This is a genomic window from Phascolarctobacterium sp. ET69 (genome assembly GCF_023336935.1).
Lineage (GTDB): Bacteria > Bacillota > Negativicutes > Acidaminococcales > Acidaminococcaceae > Fusicatenibacter_A > Fusicatenibacter_A intestinipullorum.
The window spans coordinates 128,756-148,948 of sequence record NZ_JAMBLR010000001.1 but is presented as its reverse complement, the minus strand read 5'-3'; the positions used below and the strand labels follow the sequence as shown (position 1 = coordinate 148,948).

18 protein-coding genes are annotated in these 20,193 nt (G+C 46.8%); 1 reads left to right on the top strand and 17 read right to left on the bottom strand.

Annotated elements, in window-relative coordinates:
- Positions 1-2: 2 nt before the first annotated feature.
- The 6 genes from M3079_RS00720 to M3079_RS00695 form a co-directional block, all read right to left on the bottom strand.
- On the bottom strand, positions 3-1,304 hold the full coding sequence (locus M3079_RS00720; RefSeq protein ID WP_249076627.1) for a homoserine dehydrogenase: 1,302 nt from the start codon (positions 1,302-1,304) through the stop codon (positions 3-5).
- A 34-nt stretch (positions 1,305-1,338) separates the two neighbouring features.
- Entirely contained in the window at positions 1,339-1,782 is a 444-nt protein-coding gene (locus tag M3079_RS00715) for an ACT domain-containing protein (protein WP_021716869.1), read from the bottom strand.
- A 159-nt stretch (positions 1,783-1,941) separates the two neighbouring features.
- Positions 1,942-2,562, bottom strand: a complete 621-nt coding sequence (gene plsY, locus M3079_RS00710) for a glycerol-3-phosphate 1-O-acyltransferase PlsY (RefSeq protein WP_249076626.1) — start codon at positions 2,560-2,562, stop codon at positions 1,942-1,944.
- Between the two features lie 11 nt (positions 2,563-2,573).
- A complete protein-coding gene (der, locus tag M3079_RS00705; RefSeq protein WP_249076625.1) occupies positions 2,574-3,902 on the bottom strand; it encodes a ribosome biogenesis GTPase Der in 1,329 nt (442 codons plus the stop codon).
- Positions 3,903-3,919: 17 nt separating this feature from the next.
- Entirely contained in the window at positions 3,920-4,444 is a 525-nt protein-coding gene (locus M3079_RS00700; protein ID WP_249076624.1) for a cob(I)yrinic acid a,c-diamide adenosyltransferase, read from the bottom strand.
- 9 nt (positions 4,445-4,453) lie between these two features.
- The gene (locus tag M3079_RS00695; RefSeq protein ID WP_249076623.1) at positions 4,454-5,734 is read right to left on the bottom strand and encodes a DUF512 domain-containing protein; all 1,281 of its coding nucleotides are present in this window, start codon (positions 5,732-5,734) and stop codon (positions 4,454-4,456) included.
- A gap of 1,186 nt (positions 5,735-6,920) precedes the next feature.
- Between M3079_RS00695 and M3079_RS00690 the strand changes: the two genes are divergently transcribed.
- Complete coding sequence (locus tag M3079_RS00690) at positions 6,921-9,176, top strand: autotransporter outer membrane beta-barrel domain-containing protein (protein WP_249076622.1); 2,256 nt, start codon at positions 6,921-6,923, stop codon at positions 9,174-9,176.
- A gap of 111 nt (positions 9,177-9,287) precedes the next feature.
- On the opposite strand, the gene M3079_RS00685 is transcribed toward M3079_RS00690, so the two are convergent.
- The 11 genes from M3079_RS00685 to alaS form a co-directional block, all read right to left on the bottom strand.
- The gene (locus tag M3079_RS00685; protein ID WP_249076621.1) at positions 9,288-9,905 is read right to left on the bottom strand and encodes a hypothetical protein; all 618 of its coding nucleotides are present in this window, start codon (positions 9,903-9,905) and stop codon (positions 9,288-9,290) included.
- A 355-nt stretch (positions 9,906-10,260) separates the two neighbouring features.
- The gene (gene efp, locus M3079_RS00680) at positions 10,261-10,818 is read right to left on the bottom strand and encodes an elongation factor P (RefSeq protein WP_021716879.1); all 558 of its coding nucleotides are present in this window, start codon (positions 10,816-10,818) and stop codon (positions 10,261-10,263) included.
- Positions 10,819-10,843: 25 nt separating this feature from the next.
- Complete coding sequence (locus M3079_RS00675) at positions 10,844-11,908, bottom strand: Xaa-Pro peptidase family protein (RefSeq protein WP_249076620.1); 1,065 nt, start codon at positions 11,906-11,908, stop codon at positions 10,844-10,846.
- Positions 11,909-11,976: 68 nt separating this feature from the next.
- Complete coding sequence (locus M3079_RS00670; RefSeq protein WP_021716881.1) at positions 11,977-12,204, bottom strand: DUF4911 domain-containing protein; 228 nt, start codon at positions 12,202-12,204, stop codon at positions 11,977-11,979.
- Positions 12,201-13,433, bottom strand: coding sequence for a U32 family peptidase (locus M3079_RS00665; RefSeq protein WP_249076619.1), 1,233 nt, complete (start codon positions 13,431-13,433; stop codon positions 12,201-12,203). Before M3079_RS00665 ends, M3079_RS00670 begins: the two co-directional genes overlap by 4 nt.
- Positions 13,434-13,442: 9 nt before the next feature.
- The gene (gene mltG, locus M3079_RS00660) at positions 13,443-14,456 is read right to left on the bottom strand and encodes an endolytic transglycosylase MltG (RefSeq protein ID WP_249076618.1); all 1,014 of its coding nucleotides are present in this window, start codon (positions 14,454-14,456) and stop codon (positions 13,443-13,445) included.
- A 65-nt stretch (positions 14,457-14,521) separates the two neighbouring features.
- A complete protein-coding gene (locus M3079_RS00655; RefSeq protein WP_249076617.1) occupies positions 14,522-14,872 on the bottom strand; it encodes a DUF1292 domain-containing protein in 351 nt (116 codons plus the stop codon).
- A gap of 141 nt (positions 14,873-15,013) precedes the next feature.
- Positions 15,014-16,645: a hypothetical protein gene (locus tag M3079_RS00650; protein WP_249076616.1), complete on the bottom strand. Its 1,632-nt coding sequence runs from the start codon at positions 16,643-16,645 to the stop codon at positions 15,014-15,016.
- Between the two features lie 24 nt (positions 16,646-16,669).
- On the bottom strand, positions 16,670-17,086 hold the full coding sequence (gene ruvX, locus M3079_RS00645; RefSeq protein ID WP_249076615.1) for a Holliday junction resolvase RuvX: 417 nt from the start codon (positions 17,084-17,086) through the stop codon (positions 16,670-16,672).
- Positions 17,087-17,095: 9 nt separating this feature from the next.
- Positions 17,096-17,356 carry an IreB family regulatory phosphoprotein gene (locus M3079_RS00640; RefSeq protein WP_021716889.1) on the bottom strand — a complete coding sequence of 87 codons (261 nt, stop codon included), beginning with the start codon at positions 17,354-17,356 and terminating at the stop codon, positions 17,096-17,098.
- Positions 17,357-17,470: 114 nt separating this feature from the next.
- Complete coding sequence (alaS, locus tag M3079_RS00635; protein WP_249076614.1) at positions 17,471-20,095, bottom strand: alanine--tRNA ligase; 2,625 nt, start codon at positions 20,093-20,095, stop codon at positions 17,471-17,473.
- Between the last annotated feature and the right edge of the window lie 98 nt (positions 20,096-20,193).

The following is a 20,193-nucleotide window of genomic DNA, read 5'->3' as shown; positions in this document are numbered from 1 at the left end:
CATCACTCCACGTTGTCATCTTCAACATGGATGACGCTGCATACTTCCTTAATAACCGGCAGGCCCTTCAAAGTCTGCACGGCCATCTGCATATCCAGTTCGGAAACATGGTAGGTAATAACAACAAGTTCTGCCAGCTTGTCGCCAACCATCTGTTTCTGAATAACCTTTTTCAGGCCCACATTCTGTGCGGCAAAAGCGGCGGCAATCGCAGCCAGCACGCCCGGCCTGTCCACAACATGCAGGCGGATATAAAACGGCGAAAGCATATCTTCAAGGCGGCACAGGTGCTTTTCGTCAAAGCAGGTGCAGTTAATGCGCCCGGTAGAACCATGCACCATATTGCGCGCCACGTCGATAATATCGCCGCAAACAGCGCTTGCAGTAGGCAGCCCGCCTGCCCCGCGGCCCATAAACATTGCTTCGCCAAGGGCATCGCCTTCCACAAACACAGCGTTAAACACATCGTTAACGCCTGCCAGCGGATGCTCCGCAGGCAGCATGGTAGGCCTTACACAAACGGTAATGCCTTTTTCTTCATCATGTTTGGCAACTGCCAGAAGTTTAATGGTATAGCCCAGTTCTTTGGCGTATTCAATATCGCAGAGCTTTAAACTTTCAATGCCCGATACCAGCACATCATCAAGGCTGATGCGTGTATTAAAGGCAATGGAAGCCAAAATTACCAGCTTGCGTGCAGCGTCCAGCCCGCCAACATCGGCAGTCGGGTCCGATTCGGCATAGCCTTTTTCCTGCGCCTCGCGCAGAACTTCGCCGTAATCCATATGGTCCTGCGACATTTTGGTAAGCATATAATTGGTTGTGCCGTTAACAATGCCCATCACCGATTTAATGCGGTTGGCAGCCAGGCACGATTTAAGCGGGCGGATAATGGGTATACCGCCGCCCACGGCGCCTTCAAACATAAAATCAACATTGTGCAGCTCCGCCAGCGGAAACAGCTCCCTGCCGTATTTTGCCAGCACATCCTTGTTGGCCGTAACAACATTTTTTCCGTGCTCCAGCGCAGAAGCAATATATTCCTTCGCCGGATGCTCACGTCCAATCAGCTCAACAACAATATCAATATCCGGGTCATTTACAATGTCCTCAAAATCACCGGTAACGGCATATTTTTTGCCAAGCTCCGCCGCTTTCTGCGGATTGCGCACCAATATTTTCTTTATTTCTATTTTGCAGCCTGCTTTTTTGGCAATTTCGCCGCCGTTATGCTCAAGCACGTGCAGCACGCCGCTGCCGACGGTTCCCACGCCCAAAAGGCCGATATTAATACAATCTTTCATTTGTTCCCCCCGTAATTAAATAAATGGCTGCGGCTTAAACCTGCCCCAGAACTTCCAGGCGTTTAACGCCGTCAATCATGCGGAGCTTATCCAAAAGCGCTTCCAAATCAACCGTCAGGTTTTTGGTTTCGATGGAAATGGTAGTGTTGGCAACACCCTGCAAAGGAATACCCTGGTTAATGGTCATAATGCTGCCGGAATCACCTGCAACAGTATTCAGCACGCGCGAAAGCACGCCCGGTTTATGTTCAAGCAAAAGAGAAAGGGTAATGATTTTTTCCTTGCTTGCTTCATAAAACGGAAATACATAATCTTTATATTTGTAATAAGCGCTGCGGCTCAGCCCCATTTTTTCAACGGCCTCATTAATGGTTCTGATTTCCCCGCGTTTTAAAATTTCCTTTACCTTAATGGTTTTTTTGATTGCTTCAGGCAGAATTTCCTCTCTGACAAGATAGAACGTAGATTTTTCTGTCATGTAATCATCTCCTAAAAAATTTTTTTACACCTTACTCATAGGAATATTATAACACTGTTTCGTGGTAAAAGCCATATGTTTTTATGAATTTACTGAAATATTCTTACAATTTAAAAAATAAAACACATTCCGCTTATAAAACAGAATGTGTTTGTAAAATTATTTCTTTAAATCTTCAGCGTGCCCCTGGCGGATTTTGCTTTCCGTGCCGTTTAAAAGGCGCTTGATATTATCCTTATGGCGGATAATTACAAACGCTGCCGCAACGGCGGCAAACAAAAACACCGGCAGCGGATACCCGAAATACCACGCAAGGCACGGCGCGCAGAACGCACCCACGCAGCTGCCCAGCGAAACATAGCGGGTTGCCAGCACAATGGCAAGCCACACAATAAAGCAAATGCCGCTTACCTTAGGCATTAAAAAGATTAAAAGCCCCAGGCCGGTTGCAACGCCGCGGCCGCCTTTAAAGCCAAGAAACAAAGAATAATTGTGCCCCAGCAGCGCGCCGATAGCGGCAAACAGCATGGCGTACAAATCGCCGCCGGTCATACTTTGGGCAATCATAACGGCAATAATGCCCTTGCCCGCGTCGCACAAAAGCACCAGCGCCGCGGTTTTGCCGCCAACAGTACGGAAAACATTGGTACTACCGATATTTTTGCTGCCGTACTCGCGTATATCAATGCCGTGAATTGCCTTAACCAGCCACAGCCCAGAAGGGACGGAGCCAAACACAAAACCAACGGCAAACCATAATACAAACATCATTACATCCATTTATCCAGCCTCTATTCGTCCTCTTTTTTGCCGCGGATAATCATTGACAGCGGCGTACCTTCAAAACCGAACGCTTCACGCAGTTTGTTTTCCAGATAACGCTGGTACGAAAAATGCATGATTTCCGGCTCGTTGACAAAAATAACAAACGTAGGCGGCTTAATTTTAACCTGCGTTGCATACAAAATCTTCAAACGCTGGCCTTTTTCCGTCGGCGGCGGGTTAATTGCCACAGCGTCGGCAATAACCTGGTTCAGCACGCTGGTTGCCACGCGCATGGCGTTCTGTTCGGCAACGTAGTTAATAACCTCCGGCAGACGGTGAATACGCTGCTTGGTAAGCGCCGATACATACACAACAGGCGCATACTGCATAAAAATCAGCTCTTTGCGCAGTGTTTCGGTATAGCGCAGGGTGGAGTTTTCGTCCTTTTCGTAGGCGTCCCACTTGTTAACAACAATTACAATGCCCTTGCCCGCTTCGTGCGCATAACCGGCAATTTTTTTGTCCTGCTCGGTAACGCCGTCCACAGCGTCAATAACCATCAGCACCACATCGCTGCGGTCAACGGCGCGCAGGCTGCGGATAATGCTGTACTTTTCAATCGGCTCGTCAATTTTGCCCTTGCGGCGCATACCGGCAGTATCAATAAACAAATACTTCTGCCCGTTGCGCACAACCGGCGTGTCAATAGCGTCGCGCGTAGTACCGGCAACGTCGCTTACAATGCTGCGCTCCTGCCCTACCAGCGAATTAAAAATGGAAGACTTGCCTACATTCGGGCGGCCGATAAGCGCAACTTTAATCTGGTCCTCGTCATTGTCAAACACGCCCGCCTTATTCTGCGGAAATTTTGCCACAACGGCGTCCAAAAGGTCGCCAATGCCCAAATGGTTAGCCGCCGAAATCGGGAACGGCTCACCCAGGCCCAAATTGTAAAACTCATAAACGTTAAGCTCCTGCTTGGGCGAATCGGCCTTGTTTACAGCCAGCACAATCGGCTTGCCGCTTTTGCGCAGAATTCTGGCAACATCGGCGTCCTCCTGCACAATGCCGCTGCGCGCATCGCACACAAACAAAATAACGTCTGCCTCTTTAATGGCAATTTCCGCCTGCTGGCGGATGGAAACAGCAATCGCGTCGCTGTTCATAATCTCAATGCCGCCGGTATCAACCATCATAAACTGGTTGTCCAGCCAGTCGCCCTCGGCGTACAAGCGGTCGCGCGTTACGCCCGGGGTGTCTTCAACAATGGAAATGCGGCTGTTTGCAAAAATATTAAACAATGTCGATTTGCCGACATTAGGCCTGCCAACAATGGCAACTATCGGTTTACCCACTCCACTAACCTCACTCTCTAAAAATCTATGCCTGCCCGGGAACTTACCCCCAGATGGAAATAGTGCTTAACCTCCTGCATATCCGTTACCAGCCCGGCAGCATCACACAGCTTCTGCGGTGCGCCGCGCCCGGTGCAGATAATTTCGGCATAACCCTTATGCGCCTTCAAAAAATCAACCACTTCGTCCACCGGCAGCATGCCCGTCTGTAAAACAATGTTAATCTCGTCAAGTATTATTAAATCGGCTTCGCGGTTTAAAATTGCTTTTTTGGCTGTTTCCCAGCCGCTGCGCGCCAGGTCAAGGTCTACCTGTGCCGGATTTTTAAAATTTACAAAAGCATCGCGCCCCACCTGCTTTAAAGTAAAGCCCGGCAAAAGATGCGCGCCGATTGCCTCACTGTAATTGGGGTCATCCTTTAAAAAGGCCAGCATTAACACACGCGCACCGCGTGCGCACGCACGGAACGCCACCCCCAGCGCGGCACTGGTTTTGCCCTTGCCGCCGCCGGTATAAACCTGCAAAATACCGTAATCTTTCATAATAACACCTTATCTTTGCAGCAGCTTGTACAAATCCCCTGCCGAAGCAGCCCTGTGCACAGGCGCTCCGCAGGCGGCGCAAAACTCTGCGTAACTCATATCGTCAAGGAACAAATCATCGCTGTTTAAAACAACTTCCGGCAAAATAACGCTCTCTGCGCCCTTAACGGCGTTTAAAATATCATTGCCGCACAAAAGCCCGGTTACGTTAACCGTATTGCCAAAAAACTCGTTTTCCACCGCCAGCAGCTTGTGCTGCATGCCGGTTTTGGCGTTAAACTCCTCAATAAGCGGCTGCAAAACCTTATAAGCGCTTGTGCCAACGGGTATAACGCTGTTTGTACTGCCCTTAACCGGGGCAATTTTGCCTGCCTCCTGCCATTCTTCCAAAAAATTGCGGCTCAGGCCGATGCCGTTTTCCAGCTGCGGAAAACCGTCATACCACTCCGCTTCCGGCAGCGGCATGCCTGCCAGAATGTAAAACTCGTCGCCAAGGTACACAAACGATTTGCCAAGGCTTTGGCGGCATTCCTTCTGCCAGTCCGTAACCATGGTTACAATTTCACGCGCTTCCTGCGGCGTAAACAGTCGCAGCGGCGTTAAATGCGCGCGGTTTTTGGTAAGCCCAACAGGCACCACGGCCATAGTTTCAACATTCGGCGCCAGCGCGCGCAAATCGGCATAAGTGCGTTTTAAAACCTCACCGTCATTATAGCCGGGGCAGCACACAATCTGCGTATGCACGGTAATACCGGCTTCAAACAGGCGTTGCAGCTTATCCATCAGCTCACCCGCAAAGCGGTTTTTCATCATTGCGCAGCGCACTTCGGGGTCGGTAGCGTGTACGGAAACGTACAGCGGCGACATATGCGTTTTAATAATGCGGTCAAAATCTTCGTCCTTCATATTGGTAAGGGTTATAAAATTGCCGTACAAAAACGAAAGGCGGTAATCGTCATCACGCACATAAAGCCCCTTGCGCATGCCGGGTATCATCTGGTCTACAAAGCAGAAAACGCATTTGTTGTAACAGGTTGTTACCTTGTCAAATACGGCGCTTTCAAACTCCAGCCCCAGGTCTTCATCTATGTTTTTGGTTATCTGCACTTTGCGCTCATTGCCTGCGGCATCGACAAGCGCAAGCTCCACTTCCTCATCCGCCAGCAAAAAGCTTAAATCTATAATATCGCGCACGCTGCTGCCATTAACCGCCAGCAGGCTTTCGCCCGCTTTAATGCCTGAGGCATCGGCAAGGCTGCCGCGTTTAACGCTGCTTATTAATCCCTGCATAAAAACTCCTTTATATAAAACACTCTTTTAAAACATACTTTGTTAGTTTATATTATACCGTTAAATATGTCAAATTGCAAAAAGATGGGATTGAGTTTTATTTTTTGGGTTTTGCTTTTAATTTTCTTTTAATCCTTTGTATGTAGGTTTTATGTTTTAATTTTCTTTTTTATTCATGTTCATTTTAATTTACGTTTCATCCTTGTATGTAGTTTTTATACTTCGATTTTCTTTTTTTACTCATCTTACTTCTTTATAACTAAAGAAGTAAGCAAGAAAGTTTTGCTCCTCAAAAAACTTAACGGCTCAATATTAAATCAGTTTGCCACTTGCAGCGCCTGCGGAAACTCGCTTCGCTCAAACATCCTTCGGCAAATGCTGCAAGTGCCTTTTTATTTTAAGCTTTCGCCTGTTTTTTGAAAGTCGCCTTTTGACATAACCCGTACTTTTATAGCTTGATTTTTGATATTATGCTCTTAAATCGTATTTTATGACTATTCATTATAAAAAATATATGCAACCTGCGATAACATTGCTGCTTTTTATAAAAATTTACCAAAGTATGAATTTAAGCAAATCAACTCACCTAAATTCAATATATTAAAAGTACGGATTACATCAAATCGCGGCATTAAAAATTTGGCGGTATTTACTGAAAAGCAATAAAATTTTCCCGGTGTTTGAGCGAAGCGAGTTCCGTGGAAAATTTTATTGCTTTCTGCGTGCCGCGTTTAAATTTTTATCAGCCGCGTGAGTTTTCTTTGGCTGAATCGCCAATTAGAAACGAGCTTTAAGCGAAGTTTATAATTGTGCCAGTGAAGCCAGGCAAATTTTACGACCGAACAGGAAGTAAAATTTACCATCCAAAATTTCTTTTGCTCAGTCAAAAGAATGAAGATGAATAATAAAAAGAAATAAAAAATAATAAATTATAATCAAAGGCGATAACAAAATTAAAAGTAACATGAATAAAAATATAATAACTACAAAACCACAAAACCATCTTAAAAAAATCTTTTAAGGTAAAATTGCCCTCAAACTTTACACAAATCAATCTGTTTTATATACAAACATCTCCGGCAATGGTATAATTAAAGCAAACAAAAGAGTCCGCGGGGGGGAATTACGTACGCTAATTTTCTCTCGTGAATCTCCTCCCGTAATTTTTATTATGGGAGATTTTATTATGGGTAAAAATTTGCAGTACAAAATTTTATTAAGCCTGCTGGCAGCGGGCAGTATAAGCGTGTACGGCTTTGTAAATACGGCAGCGGCGGAAGATTTAATTGGTAATGGTTCGGTAACTATAAATTCTGGTGATGTTTATGATAATGTATACGGTCAGCCTGAAAATAATTCCGGTGAACCTATTAACAATGCTTCAGTAACTATGACTGGAGGAACAATTAACGGAAGTATTTATGGTGCAGAAGGAACTTTGGCAGAAACTAATCTTCTTGGTACAACTGTAACTATTAGCGGAGATTCTGTGTTTAATAGTGTATATGGTGCACAAAACTATAATGCTAATATAATTAGCGGTACTACTGTAGAAATTATCGGTAATGCAAAAGCAAATAGTGGAAGTATTTATGGTGCACGCGGTAATAATAAATTAGAAAATAATAAAGTTTTAATAGGCGAAAATGCTAATGTAAATTTTGTATATGGCGTATATGTAAATTCACCTGCTGGCAGTGGATTAAATAACTATGTAGAAATTAGCGGAAATGCTGTTGTAAATGGAGATATTTACGGCGTCTTTGGTGGAAACAGCAGCGAAAATACTGTTGTAGTTAAAGATAATGCCAATGTACAAGATGTTTATGGCGGATATAATTATGCTGCTAATACTACAATTGATACTTTAAAAAATAACCATATCTATATTATTGGCGGTACTGCAAATAATGTAGTTGGTGGATGGACGATGAATGGACATAGTATAGAGGGAAGTACTATATACATAAGCAGTGCAAAAATAAATGATGATGTCTACGGTGCATATCATTATATTGATTCAGTCCAAAATGACCGTTCATTTTCAAATAATATAATTACTTTAGGTATAGGAGCAGATGTTTCTGAATCTAATTTATTTGGTTATTATATTGATGGTACACCGTCAAATGATTTTAATATAAAGACAGAAGGGAATAAACTTATAATTGATAATTGGAACGGCAGTGTTAAAGGCGTCTACAACTTCAGTGACATTAATTTTGACAACATCACTTGGGACAGTGACGGCACAGTTTTAAACATTATTAATAACACCGAAGATAGTGCGCTTGCTGATACCAATATCAATCTTAACAAGCTTAATTTTGAAGGCGGTGCAGAACTTACTACCGGCGACAGCATGACCTTTATTAACGGTGAAAAATTAGGAATTGATTCTGGAAAAGTTATCGTTGCCGATGAATTTACCGCTGGCGTTGCTACGGTTGGTACTGGTGCGGTTGAAGTTGCGGACAACGGCAACAGCGTTAAATACACATTAACCGAAGTTAAACAAAACAATCAGGTTAATTTGGTTGCTGAAAACCGCGCCGTTGCGGCAGCCTTTATAAACCAGGGCACGGATTTAATCAGCGACAGCCTGGACACCATAAGCCGCGACAGCAATTACGGCGTTAAAACCTTTGCCGCCGTGCACGGCAACCGCAGCAAGTATGATGTGAACAGCGACATTAAAATTAACGGCTGGAGCACAATTGTTGGCGTTGGCAATGCCGATAAGTTCGGTAACGGCAGCGAGTTCAGCTGGGGCGTGTTCTACGAAAACGGCAGCGGCAATTACAGAACGTTTAATGAGTTCAACAACGAGTTCTTCCGCGGTGACGGCAGCCTTGTTTACAACGGCGGCGGCATTGCGGCACGCTACACCAATAAAAACGGCGTTTATACAGAAGGCAGCCTCCGCGCCGGTATGTTAAAGAGCGATATGGATAACGCTTTGCGCGATGGTGCAGGCAATTTTTACGGCTATGAAAGTGAAAGCGCTTACTACGGCGCGCACATTGGCGTTGGTAAAATCATCAGCCTCAGCGAAAGCAGCGACCTTGATATTTACGGTAAGTTCTTCCACACCTACACCGAAGGCGACAGCTTTAAGGTTGCTAATGACGAGTTTGAGTTTGACAGCATTAACAGCGACCGCCTGCGCATAGGCGCACGCATTACCAGCAATAAGGAAAGCAAGTTCACCACTTACTATGGCTTAGCGTATGAGTACGAGTTTAACGGCGATGCTGATATGACGGCGCAGGGGCTTAAAGCGCCCACACAGAGCTTGCAGGGCAGCAGCGTAATGGCAGAAGTTGGCTTTAACTACCAGCCCACGCCTGACAGCCCGTGGACCCTTGAACTTAACATGCGCGGCTACGCAGGCGAACGCCAGGGCGGCAGCTTTAACGTACAGGCAACGTATACTTTTTAACTTTATAAAACAAACATATAAGCAAAAACAACCGGCGGCACAGTATAATGCTTCCGGTTGTTTTTTATAAAAATTATGTTTTAACGGCAGTTATAAAACGTTTTAATGGCATCATTTTGACTTAGCAAAATATTTTACGGCATAGTATGCGGCAAACGCCACAATACAGGTAAGTGCTGCCATAGCAACTTTTTTGTTGTAACCAATCTGTTCGTCTACGTAATCTTCTGCTGTCATATCTTTTTCAACAGTAATATATGATTTTTCTTCCGGTATATAAAGCACGCGGCGTTCAACAGGTTTTCCTTCATCAACAATTTGTTGGGCGCTGCTTTCAATGCCGCCTTTTTCAAGGATATAATTATACTCGTTCACAAAACGCAGCTTACCTCTCAACCTTTTGCCCTGTTCAATTTTTTCACGCCAGTTTTCAGGCTCCGGCATCTTTTCGGCTGCTGCCGCCAGTTTATTTTTCCTGTTTTCTTCCGTCCAGTAATCTACGGCATAAACTGTAGTTGTGGGGTTTCTTCTTTTCATTTTGCCGCTAAAATTGGTTTCTTTTTGCAGCGGCATTACCCTTTGCGGGTAAAACGTGTAAACGCCCATATCCTTATACTCATCAGCCGGGCGCACCTTCTGCATATCTCCGTAGCTGTTAAAAAGTGCAATTACAGCAACAATAAATATAAACACCGGCAAAAAACGCAGTATGCTTTTAATTTTCTCCATAACACGCCACCACCCGTTTAATTATGGCATAACGAACCTTTTATAATTTAATCATAGCATAAGCGGCAATTTATTACTATAACTTATAAGCAATTTTACAGTTACTGTTTTTACTTGCTTTATGAACAGGAAACCACTGTTTAAATGAAGCGCAGAGCAAAATCGCGACGGCTAAATCACTGTTGTATCCTCCATGCGCAAACCGCTGCGCAGCCGTGTTTGCGTACGCAATTAGGAGCGACGTTTTGCCAAGCTGAATATAAACAGTGGTTTCCTGTATGTACAAAAAAAGAGCCGAACATAAAGTTCAGCTCTTTTGCGTAATTATAAATTTTATAATCGGCGCTCAGTTAAGTTATGCGCGGGAAATGTATTCGCCGGTACGGGTATCAATGTTGAGTACGTCGCCTTCGTTAATGAACAGAGGTACTTTAACAACATAGCCGGTGTCCATGGTTGCGGGTTTGCTGCCGCCGGTAGCCGTATCGCCGCGGATGCCCGGGTCGGTTTTAACAACAGTCAGTTCAACGGTGTTCGGCAGGTCAACGCCGATAACGCGGCCGTTGTAAATCATGATTTTGGCATCCATGTTTTCTTTAAGGAAGTTGATGGCATTGCCAAGCTGTTCTTTGGTAAGTTCGGACTGTTCGTAGGTTTCGTTGTCCATGAATACATAATTGCCGTCGGATTCATACAGATACTGCATTGCGCGGCGGTCGATATGTGCTTTCGGCAGACGTTCGCCTGCGTTGAAGGTGCGTTCTACAACGGCACCGGTGCACATGTTGCGCATTTTAGCACGTACAAAAGCTGCGCCTTTGCCCGGTTTTACATGCTGGAATTCTACAACCTGCCATGCGTCGCCATCGATGGTAACAGTTACGTTGGTTTTAAATTCGTTGGTTGAAATCATAAATGCTCCTCCTGTTTATTTAAAATTAAACAATTTCCATCAGTTGCTTTTTAACGCCGCACAGCACTTTAGCGCCGTCATCCGTCAATACAACCGTGTCTTCGATACGTACACCGCCCTTGCCGGGAATGTAAATACCTGGTTCTATGCTGAATGTCATGCCGGGCTCCAGCACAACATCAGTACCGCGTTTGTTGATATTGGGCATTTCGTGAATTTCAAGGCCCACGCCGTGCCCCAGCCCGTGCACGTAGTTTTCGCCGTAGCCGCGCGAGGTAATGTATTCTCTTACAATCGCGTCAAGCTCCGCGCCCGTCATGCCGGGCTTTGCGCTTTTTAAACCGCGCCACTGGGCTTCTTCAACTATGGTGTAAATTTCCTTGTGCCACGAATTGGCCATGCCGAGCACAACCGTTCTTGTCATGTCGGAATGATAACCGTCGTACACAGCACCAAAGTCGAAGGTAATAAAATCACCTATTTCAATCTGTTTATCGCTTGCCATGCCGTGCGGCAGAGCGCTGCGCGCGCCGGAGGCGATAATCGTATCAAACGAAGGTTTTTCGCTGCCCATACTGCTCATGTAGTATTCAAGCCTTGCAGCCAGCGCTTTTTCCGTCATGCCGGGTTTAATTTCCGGCAGCAGTTTTAAAAACGCCTGGTCGGCAATTTTAAAGGCCTTCCACATCAGGTTCAGTTCGCGTTCGTCTTTAACCATGCGCAGATACTTTAAATCAATGTTTAAAAGCTCTTTGCCGCTTACTGCCTCTTTAAGGCTCTGGTAATCGTTATAGCTGTAAGCTGCGCCGTCAAAACCAATTTGGGTATGCGCCTTGGCAAAATCCGCCGCTGCCTGCCAGATATCGCCGGTGTAGGTAAATACACGGCAGTAATGCTGCACTTCGCCTTCTGCCTGCGTAGTGTAGCGCCCGTCGGTTATTAAAACCGTGCTTTTGGCGTCAACATAAAGCAGGCTGCTGTCGCCGCGGAAGCCTGACAGATAGCGGATTGTCGGTATATCCTTCACAATAACGCAGTCAAGCCCGTTTTTGGCCATCAGGCTTAAAAACCTGCCCAAACGCTGCATCATTTCCACTCCACCAGTCTTTCCTAAACAATAATACCATTATATTTTATCATAAATACTGCCTGCTGTCACTATAAAACCGGCTCGCCTTCCAGAATTTCTACCGTAAAGGGCATGTTTTCAATTATTTCCATTACGTCGTTGTAGGTATCGGGCGTGCCCAAAAGTTTAACCACGCCTTCACGCGGGTCTTCGGTTGTAACAAGCGCCAGGTGTTCATAACCTTCCATAATCCAGTTTACGTCGGCAATGCGTTCCGGCGCCACGCGCAGATAGATAATACTTCGGTCGTCGCTCATATAAATTTCCTCCGCAGCAGCGAATCGGGCAGAAGCTCCGCAGCGCAGTCAATCCAAAAGTGCTGGCGTGCGTGCGGCGCACATTCGATGGGCGTGCCTTCTTCGTCCTGCATATTTTTAAGTTCCAGCGGCATTAAGGTGCCGTCCGTCATTAAAAGTTCCAGCTTTTCGCCGTTTTTTACGTTGTTGCGCTGTTCAATCAGCGCTTTTTTGTTTGCTTTATCGTAGCTTAAAACAATGCCCACAAAATCGTGCGTCTGTTCGTAGCTGCTGGTGGTATAAACCTGCGCATCCGCGCCGGGCGTGCCAAAGGCAAAGCCTTCGGTATAAGGGCGGTGCGATACCTTGTTCAGTTCTTCAATCCACTCAGGCAGCACTTTGTAGCCATCCGGGTCTTTCATGTAAGCGTCAATTGCCTTGCGGTACACGCTGACCACGGTTGCCACATAATGCACGCTTTTCATGCGGCCTTCTATTTTCAAGCTGCAAATACCTGCTTTAACAAGCTGCGGTATGCGCGCAATAAGGCATAAATCCTTGCTGTTCATTACATAGGTACCGTGCTCGTCTTCTTCAATATCGTAGCTTTCGCCGGGGCGGTTCTTTTCGTGCAGGGTGTATTCCCAGCGGCAGGCCTGCGCACATGCGCCGCGGTTGCCGTCGCGCCCAGTAAGGTAACTGCTTAAAAGGCAGCGTCCGCTGTAGGATATGCACATTGCGCCGTGTACAAAGGCTTCCAGTTCCACAGTAGTTTTAGCGCCGATTTGTGCAATTTCTTCCAGCGAAAGTTCGCGCGCCAGCACTACGCGTTCCGCGCCCAAATCATGCCACGCCTGTACGCTTGCCCAGTTGGTGGTGTTAGCCTGCGTGCTTACGTGCAGCGGCATGCCGGGCACAACGCGCCGCGCCGTCTGCCATACGCCAAGGTCGCTTATCAAAAGCGCGTCCGCGCCTGCTTTTTGCAGTTCTTGCAAGTATTCCGGCAGTTTTTCAATATCGCTGTTATGCGCAAAAATGTTTACGGTTACATAAACTTTTTTGCCTAAAGAATGGGCAAAATCTGCCGCTTCTTTAATTTCGTCAATTTCAAAATTATTGGCAAAAGCGCGCAGGCCAAACATTTTGCCGCCCAGGTAAACGGCATCCGCACCGTAGCGCAGCGCCATTTTGCACTTTTCCATATTTCCTGCCGGTGCCAAAAGCTCCGGCTTAACAAATTTTCTTGTCATGTTCCTTCCTTACTGCGGGCCGTGAATATCTTCTATCGCCTGTAAATGTTCTTCGTAAGTGCGCGTAAAACGGTGGTGCCCGTCTTTTTCGGCCACAAAGTATAAATAATCCGTATTTTCTGGGTTCAGCACGGCTTTAATGGCGTCCATGCCGGGGCTGCCAACCGGTCCCGGCGGCAGACCGGAGTTAACATACGTGTTGTACGGATTTTCGATGCGCGTATCGGCAATAGTGATTTCGGCCTTCTGTTCTCCGCCCAGTATATATTGAATGGTTGTATCCGACTGAATGGGCATATAAATTTGCAAGCGGCGCAGAAAAACACCGGCAATGCGCGGCTGTTCTTCTTTAAAAACGGCTTCCAGTTCCACCATTGAGGCAATGGTTACTATATCGTGAATGGACATTTTGGTTTTTTCTGCCGCTTCGCCGATTTTTTCGTGGTTAATCTGCGTGTTAAACTCCCTAACCATCATGGCAAGCATGTCTTTTTCCGTCATGCTGTCGTTAAACTGGTAGGTTGAAGGGAAAATAAAGCCTTCTGCCTTGTATTTTACATCGGCATTATTGGTTTCCATATATTTATACGGAGTGTAATTGCGTGCGGCTTCTTTAAATTTTTCCGCATCGCCCAGCCCTTCCGCCGCCAGTTTGGCCGCAGTTTTTTCTACCGTGTAGCCTTCAGGCACGGTAAAGCTTACGGTTTTAACCTGCCCGCGCGCCAGAATATCTATAATTTCGCCGTTTGATTTTCCTGCTTCAATTTCGTAGCTTCCGGCCTGCAATTTGCCTTCCAAGCCCATAAAACGCGCTTCCAGCCTGAAGCTTTCAGGGCGTTTAATAAGTTTCTGCTTATGCAGCATATTGGCAATGTCTGCCGCCGTCATGCCGTTTTCTACCGTAATAACGTAGGTTTTGCCGTCGGCTAAATCGGCATTGTTGCCCGTATAATTTAAAACCCAGTAAGATGCTACAAATATTACCAGCAAAGTGCTCATAAAAAACGGTAATATTTTTCTCATGCTACGCCGCCCCTAAACATTCGTACTTTAAAAATGCCGGACCAGAGGTCCGGCAGGCAGTTTAATTATTCTTCGTCCCATTCGGCAACGAGTTTTTCGTAAGCCGCTTTAACTTCTTCAAACTCCTCGTCGGTAGGGCCAAGATAAATTTCGTTGCCGTCTTCGTCAAAGTCAATGCGGGCAATGATTACATTGTCATCGTCATCGTCTTCTTCATCATGGCAATGGCATTCTTCATCTTCGCAGCCGCAGTCGTCAGCGTCCAAAGCGGAAAGAACCGCAAAGCTCTTTTCACCAACGGGGATAACCATTTCCTCACGGAAATACATTTCGTTGCCGTCCTCGTCGGTAATAACTACGATTTCTTCTTCGTCGATATGGTCATGCTCAAGCTCAAATTCTTTGTTATCGTCCATTTTGTACCTCTTTCTTAAAGCATAAGTATAATTAGGTTTATTTTATCGTATCATACCGCTAACTGTCAATAAAAGGATAAGTGAAATTTACTTAAACAAAAACAGCGCCCGCTGAAAATACGGACGCTGCTGCGTTAATTTTTACTTGCCGAAAAGTTTGCCGAGGCCCTGTTTTACTGCTCCGCCAACCTGCTGGCGCACGTTTTCGCGCACTTCTTCTTTGGTAGGTGCGGTAAAGCCTGATTCGCTCATTTTATCAAAAGTAATTTTGCCATTAGAGTTCATTACGGCGTTAGAGGTAAAGCTGCCAAGCGGTGTGCCAATGGTAATGCCGGAGAAGGTCATCTGCCCGTTGGCGCGGCTGAAATTACCAGAAAGCGAGTTAAACGGAACGCCTGCAAAATTACCGGGCGCAATAACAAACGTACCGCCCGCAACAGCGCTGTCTGCACTGCCGGTGCCGCTGGCGTCTGCTTCAAAGCTCAGCGGGCCGCTGATTTGCGTTTCCGTTACCGCGGTGCTGTCCATACCGCTGCCGGAAAGATGCAGCGCAAAGTTTTTGGTTGCTGCCTCTACCGTACCGCTTACGCCCAAAGTACCGCTGTAAACATTGGCGTAAGTGTTGCTTAACGTTACCAAGCCATTGGTATAGTTGTAATTACCGTTAATGCCCGTTGCCACAAGCGGAGCAACTTCCAGCTTATCCATGGTAAAGCTGCCGTTAATTACAGGCGCGTCAATCGGGCCTGTTACCTTGCCGTTAATGTTAACGCTGTCGGTAATGCCCAGGCCGGGGCTTACAGCGTCCACGCGGAAGGAAGGCGCTGCCACGTTCAAATCATAAGTAGGCATACCCTGTTTCTGGAACAGGATTTTGCCGTCCATGTTAACATCCTGCCCTTCCACTTTGCCTTTAACGGCGGTAAACGAAGCTGCATTGTTGTCAATGGCAAAGCTGCCGCCGCCATCGGTAATGTTATAGCCCAAAGCCTTGCCTGCCACGCCGCTCAGGCTGCCGTCAAGGTTAAGGTTCCACTTCGCATCGTGCAGCCCAGCTGCAAGTTTGGCGCCGTTAATAACGCCGCCGGTAATGCTCAGTTCACCAAACGAAGGCAGAACCTTCATAAGCTCAGTAATTTGCAGGTTTTTAACTTCGGCTCCGATTGTTACATCGTCATAAACCTTGTCAATGCTGCCAATTAAATCAGCATCGCCGTTTTTGCCCTGCAAAGTAAATTTAATATCCGGGAACTCTTTTAAATTAGCCTGCATTTCCACATTGCTGAAATCAAGCTTCTGCCCGTTCATGTCAAGCGCCAGAGCGCCGTCGGTAATTTCCACCATGCCGCGGAATTCTGTCGGCGTTTCATCATCCTTATCGGAAAAATTGATATAGTTAATAATGTCAAGCCCGTCTTTATCGGTGTAATTTACCGCAAACTGCGGCTTTTCGATAGAAATGCTGTTAATGGAGTTAATGCCGAAAGAACCCTTAAGGATATCAAAAAGGTTGGCGGAAACGTTCATTTCCGGTACTTCGGCCAGTTTTTTGCCGTCAGGCGCAGTCCACACTACGTTTTCAAACACAACATTGCCCGATACACTGGCGCTGAAATGCCCTATTTGCAGCTTGCCCTGCAGCACCGTCTGCCTGTCGGCCATTTCGTTTACAAAGCCTGCGGCTTTATTGCCTGCCACATGCACTGCCAGCGTGCCGAGAATTATCAGCACCGCTATTACGCCGCCGGCTATTTTATGTTTTCTCTGTAACATTAAAATCACCCCGCTGCCGTTTGTTTAGCGCCGGCTGTCCAAATAGTTCTGCAAAATAACCACAGCCGCCATCATGTCAATAATTTTACGGCGTTTCTTGCGCTTCAAATCCGCGTCTATCAGCACATTTTCCGCCGCTACTGTCGAAAGCCTTTCATCCCACAGCACAACTTTAATGCCTTCAAAGCGTTTTTTCAGTTCTTCGGCAAAAGCCTCGCTTACATGTGCGCGTTCGCCTATTGTGCCGTTCATATTTTTGGGGTAGCCCAAAACAACCGTATCCACTTCATGCTCTTTAATCAGCTCGCCTATGCGCTCAAAATCGCGTTCTTCCGTTGTACGGCGTATGGTTTCCACGCCGCCGGCAATCATGCCCAGCAAATCACTCGTTGCCACGCCTATTGTGCGCGTGCCGATATCAAGCCCCATGCTTCTTTTCATAACGCCGCCCTACTTTTTAGCCGATGCGGAAAGATAACTTTTTACAAGCTCTTCCAAAAGCTCATATCGTTCAAAACGGCGCAGCTTGGTGCGCGAATCTTTATGGCTGGTAATGTAAGTGGGGTCGCCGCTTAAAAGATAGCCCACAAGCTGGTCTACCGGGTTGTAGCCTTTTTCCTCCAGCGCGGCATAAACCTCACGGATAGTCTGGGCTACGTCTTTTTTATCTTCAGTGCGTTTAAACATCATGGTTTCGCTTGAAATGCTCATAACTATTCCTCCTTTAAAAATAAAAAGGTTTTTTATTTATTTTAACATACCTTAACGCAAAATAATAGAAAGAAACGGCTGAGCTTTAAACCCAGCCGTTACTATTTTGTGAAATTATTTAATCTGTCCTTCAATAACAGTCAGTGCGGTTTTCAGTGCTTCATCAAGTTTGGAAGCATCTTTGCCGCCGGCCTGCGCCATATCGGGGCGTCCGCCGCCGCCGCCGCCGCAAACCCTGGCAACTTCCTTAACAATCTGCCCGGCATGAATGCCTTTGGCAACAGCGTCTTTGGCTGCCATGGCAAGAATATTGATTTTGCCGCTGTCAATAACGTCAGCCAGCACTACAACGCCGCCTACTTTATCGCGCATCTGGTCGCCGAGGCTGCGCAGTGCTTCAACGTCACCGGCACTTACTTTCTGTACAAGTACGGGAACACCTTTAATATCGCAAACGCTGGAAGCAGCGTCGCTTACCTGTGCTTTGGCAATCTGGCCTTCCAGCTCGCTGATTTTCTGTTCCGCTGCTTTATAATCGGACTGCAATGCGCAGATACGTGCACAAAGGTCATTGCTGCGGCATTTAAGGCCGGTTGCTGCTGTTTTAACCATGTCTTCCATCTCGCGTACATAATTCAGCGCGCCGTGGCCGGTTACGGCTTCAATACGGCGTACGCCTGCGCCTGTGCTCGATTCGGACAGGATTTTAAACATGCCAATCTGCGCGGTGTTGCCAACATGCACGCCGCCGCAGAATTCCATGGAAAAGCCCGGCACGGTAACAACGCGTACAATGCTGCCGTATTTTTCGCCGAACAGTGCAACCGCACCGCGTTTTTTGGCTTCGTCAATCGGCAGTTCTTCAATAGTTACATCTTTTGCTGCCAGAATCTGGTCGTTTACAATTTCTTCAACCCTGCGCAGTTCTTCTTCCGTTACGGGAGAGAAATGCGAGAAGTCGAAACGCAGACGGTCAGGGCCAACATAGCTGCCTGCCTGGTTTACGTGGTCGCCCAAAACCTGTTTTAAAGCTGCATGCAGCAGGTGGGTTGCTGTATGGTTGCGGGCAATATCGTTTTTGCGCCCGCGTTCAATTTCAAACTTAACTTCGTCGCCAACGGCAACGGTGCCTTCGGTTACGGTACCAATCATAATGGTTGCGCCGTCCGGCAGTTTTTTGGTAATTTCAACCTGCATTACGCCGGCAGGGGCAATAATGCGGCCGGTATCGCCAAGCTGTCCGCCGCCTTCAGCGTGGAATGCGGTAACGTCGGTAATAACAGCGGCTTTTTTGCCGTCCTCCATGCTCTCAACCGGCTGTGCGTCATGAGCAGGATACATGGCAACAATTTTGCCGCACTGTGCGCCTTCATCAACCTTTAAGGAAGCAAGGTCAATGCTGCGGGTGTTGTAAATTACCGGGCGTCCGGTTTTGTCATCGCGAGCGTCGCGTGCCATTTTGCGCTGAACTTCCAAAGCCTCGTTAAAGGCCTTATCGTCCATCGTCATGCCTTCTTCTTCCAGAATCTCGGCAGTCAGTTCACGCGGGAAACCGAAAGTATCGCTCAGGCGGAAAGCAGTTGCGCCGTCCAGCACGGTTTTGTTTTCTTTTTTGAGGCTTTCGATTTCAGTATATAAAAGGTCGCAGCCCTGGCGCAGAGTGCGCAGGAAGCTGGTTTCTTCCATCTCGATAACTTTATGGATAAAGCTTGTTTTTTCAACAAGGTACGGATACGGTTCTTTAAACATGTCAATAACAACATCAACCGCACCGTTAAGGAACTTGTCTTCAATGCCGATTAAGCGCGCATGGCGTACGGCACGGCGCAGAACGCGGCGCAGTACATAGCCGCGGCCTTCGTTGGAAGGAAGCACGCCGTCGGCAATCATAAAGGTAATGCTGCGGACATGGTCGGCAATAACCTTTAAGGATACGTCGGTCTTTTTATCCTTGCCGTATTCTACGCCGGCAACCTTAGCTGCGTATTCAATAATCGGGAAGATAAGGTCAGTTTCAAAGTTGGAAGGCTTGCCCTGCAATACGGAAGCAAGGCGTTCAAGGCCTGCGCCGGTATCAATGTTTTTATTGGCGAGCGGGGTGTAAGTGCCGTCTTCATGCTGGTCATACTGGGTAAATACCAGGTTCCAGATTTCAAGGAAACGGTCGCAATCGCAGCCGGGTTTGCAGTCCGGCCTGCCGCAGCCGCGTTCTTCGCCCATATCAATGTGCAGCTCGCTGTCGGGTCCGCACGGGCCGCTGCCGGTTTCCCAGAAGTTTTCTTCAAGGCGTACAATGCGTTCATCAGGCACGCCTACAACATTGTGCCAGATTTCGTATGCTTCATCATCAGTCGGATGGATGGTTACCCACAGTTTATCGGCAGGCAGCTCCAGTTCTTTGGTTAAAAATTCCCAGCTCCAGGGAATGATTTCTTTTTTGAAATAATCGCCGAAGGAAAAATCGCCCAGCATTTCAAAATAGGTATGGTGGCGCGCAGTGCGGCCTACGTTTTCAATATCGCCGGTGCGCACGCATTTCTGGCAGGTAGTGATACGCGGAGAAGGCGGTTTCATTTTACCGGTAAAAAACGGTTTAAAAGGCGCCATGCCCGCACCAATTAAAAGCAGAGTCGGGTCGTCCTGCGGAATGAGCGAAGCGCTCGGCAGCACAAGATGCCCTCTGTCTTCAAAAAACTTTAAAAATCTTTTACGGATTTCATTACCACTCATGTACTTCATAATTCAAAAATCGCTCCTTTTAAATAGGTACAACGCATAAGAAAATTATATAAAAATTAGCGTGCAAAGTCAACGCACGCTAAAAGTATACAGGGTTA

What these genes read in the sequence shown, in the direction of transcription:
- M3079_RS00720 (WP_249076627.1), bottom strand. Translation starts at nt 1,304, where the DNA reads ATGAAAGATTGTATTAATATCGGCCTTTTGGGCGTGGGAACCGTCGGC.
- M3079_RS00715 (WP_021716869.1), bottom strand. Translation starts at nt 1,782, where the DNA reads ATGACAGAAAAATCTACGTTCTATCTTGTCAGAGAGGAAATTCTGCCT.
- plsY (WP_249076626.1), bottom strand. Translation starts at nt 2,562, where the DNA reads ATGGATGTAATGATGTTTGTATTATGGTTTGCCGTTGGTTTTGTGTTT.
- M3079_RS00700 (WP_249076624.1), bottom strand. Translation starts at nt 4,444, where the DNA reads ATGAAAGATTACGGTATTTTGCAGGTTTATACCGGCGGCGGCAAGGGC.
- M3079_RS00695 (WP_249076623.1), bottom strand. Translation starts at nt 5,734, where the DNA reads ATGCAGGGATTAATAAGCAGCGTTAAACGCGGCAGCCTTGCCGATGCC.
- M3079_RS00690 (WP_249076622.1), top strand. Translation starts at nt 6,921, where the DNA reads ATGGGTAAAAATTTGCAGTACAAAATTTTATTAAGCCTGCTGGCAGCG.
- M3079_RS00685 (WP_249076621.1), bottom strand. Translation starts at nt 9,905, where the DNA reads ATGGAGAAAATTAAAAGCATACTGCGTTTTTTGCCGGTGTTTATATTT.
- efp (WP_021716879.1), bottom strand. Translation starts at nt 10,818, where the DNA reads ATGATTTCAACCAACGAATTTAAAACCAACGTAACTGTTACCATCGAT.
- M3079_RS00675 (WP_249076620.1), bottom strand. Translation starts at nt 11,908, where the DNA reads ATGATGCAGCGTTTGGGCAGGTTTTTAAGCCTGATGGCCAAAAACGGG.
- M3079_RS00670 (WP_021716881.1), bottom strand. Translation starts at nt 12,204, where the DNA reads ATGAGCGACGACCGAAGTATTATCTATCTGCGCGTGGCGCCGGAACGC.
- M3079_RS00665 (WP_249076619.1), bottom strand. Translation starts at nt 13,433, where the DNA reads ATGACAAGAAAATTTGTTAAGCCGGAGCTTTTGGCACCGGCAGGAAAT.
- mltG (WP_249076618.1), bottom strand. Translation starts at nt 14,456, where the DNA reads ATGAGAAAAATATTACCGTTTTTTATGAGCACTTTGCTGGTAATATTT.
- M3079_RS00655 (WP_249076617.1), bottom strand. Translation starts at nt 14,872, where the DNA reads ATGGACGATAACAAAGAATTTGAGCTTGAGCATGACCATATCGACGAA.
- M3079_RS00650 (WP_249076616.1), bottom strand. Translation starts at nt 16,645, where the DNA reads ATGTTACAGAGAAAACATAAAATAGCCGGCGGCGTAATAGCGGTGCTG.
- ruvX (WP_249076615.1), bottom strand. Translation starts at nt 17,086, where the DNA reads ATGAAAAGAAGCATGGGGCTTGATATCGGCACGCGCACAATAGGCGTG.
- M3079_RS00640 (WP_021716889.1), bottom strand. Translation starts at nt 17,356, where the DNA reads ATGAGCATTTCAAGCGAAACCATGATGTTTAAACGCACTGAAGATAAA.
- alaS (WP_249076614.1), bottom strand. Translation starts at nt 20,095, where the DNA reads ATGAAGTACATGAGTGGTAATGAAATCCGTAAAAGATTTTTAAAGTTT.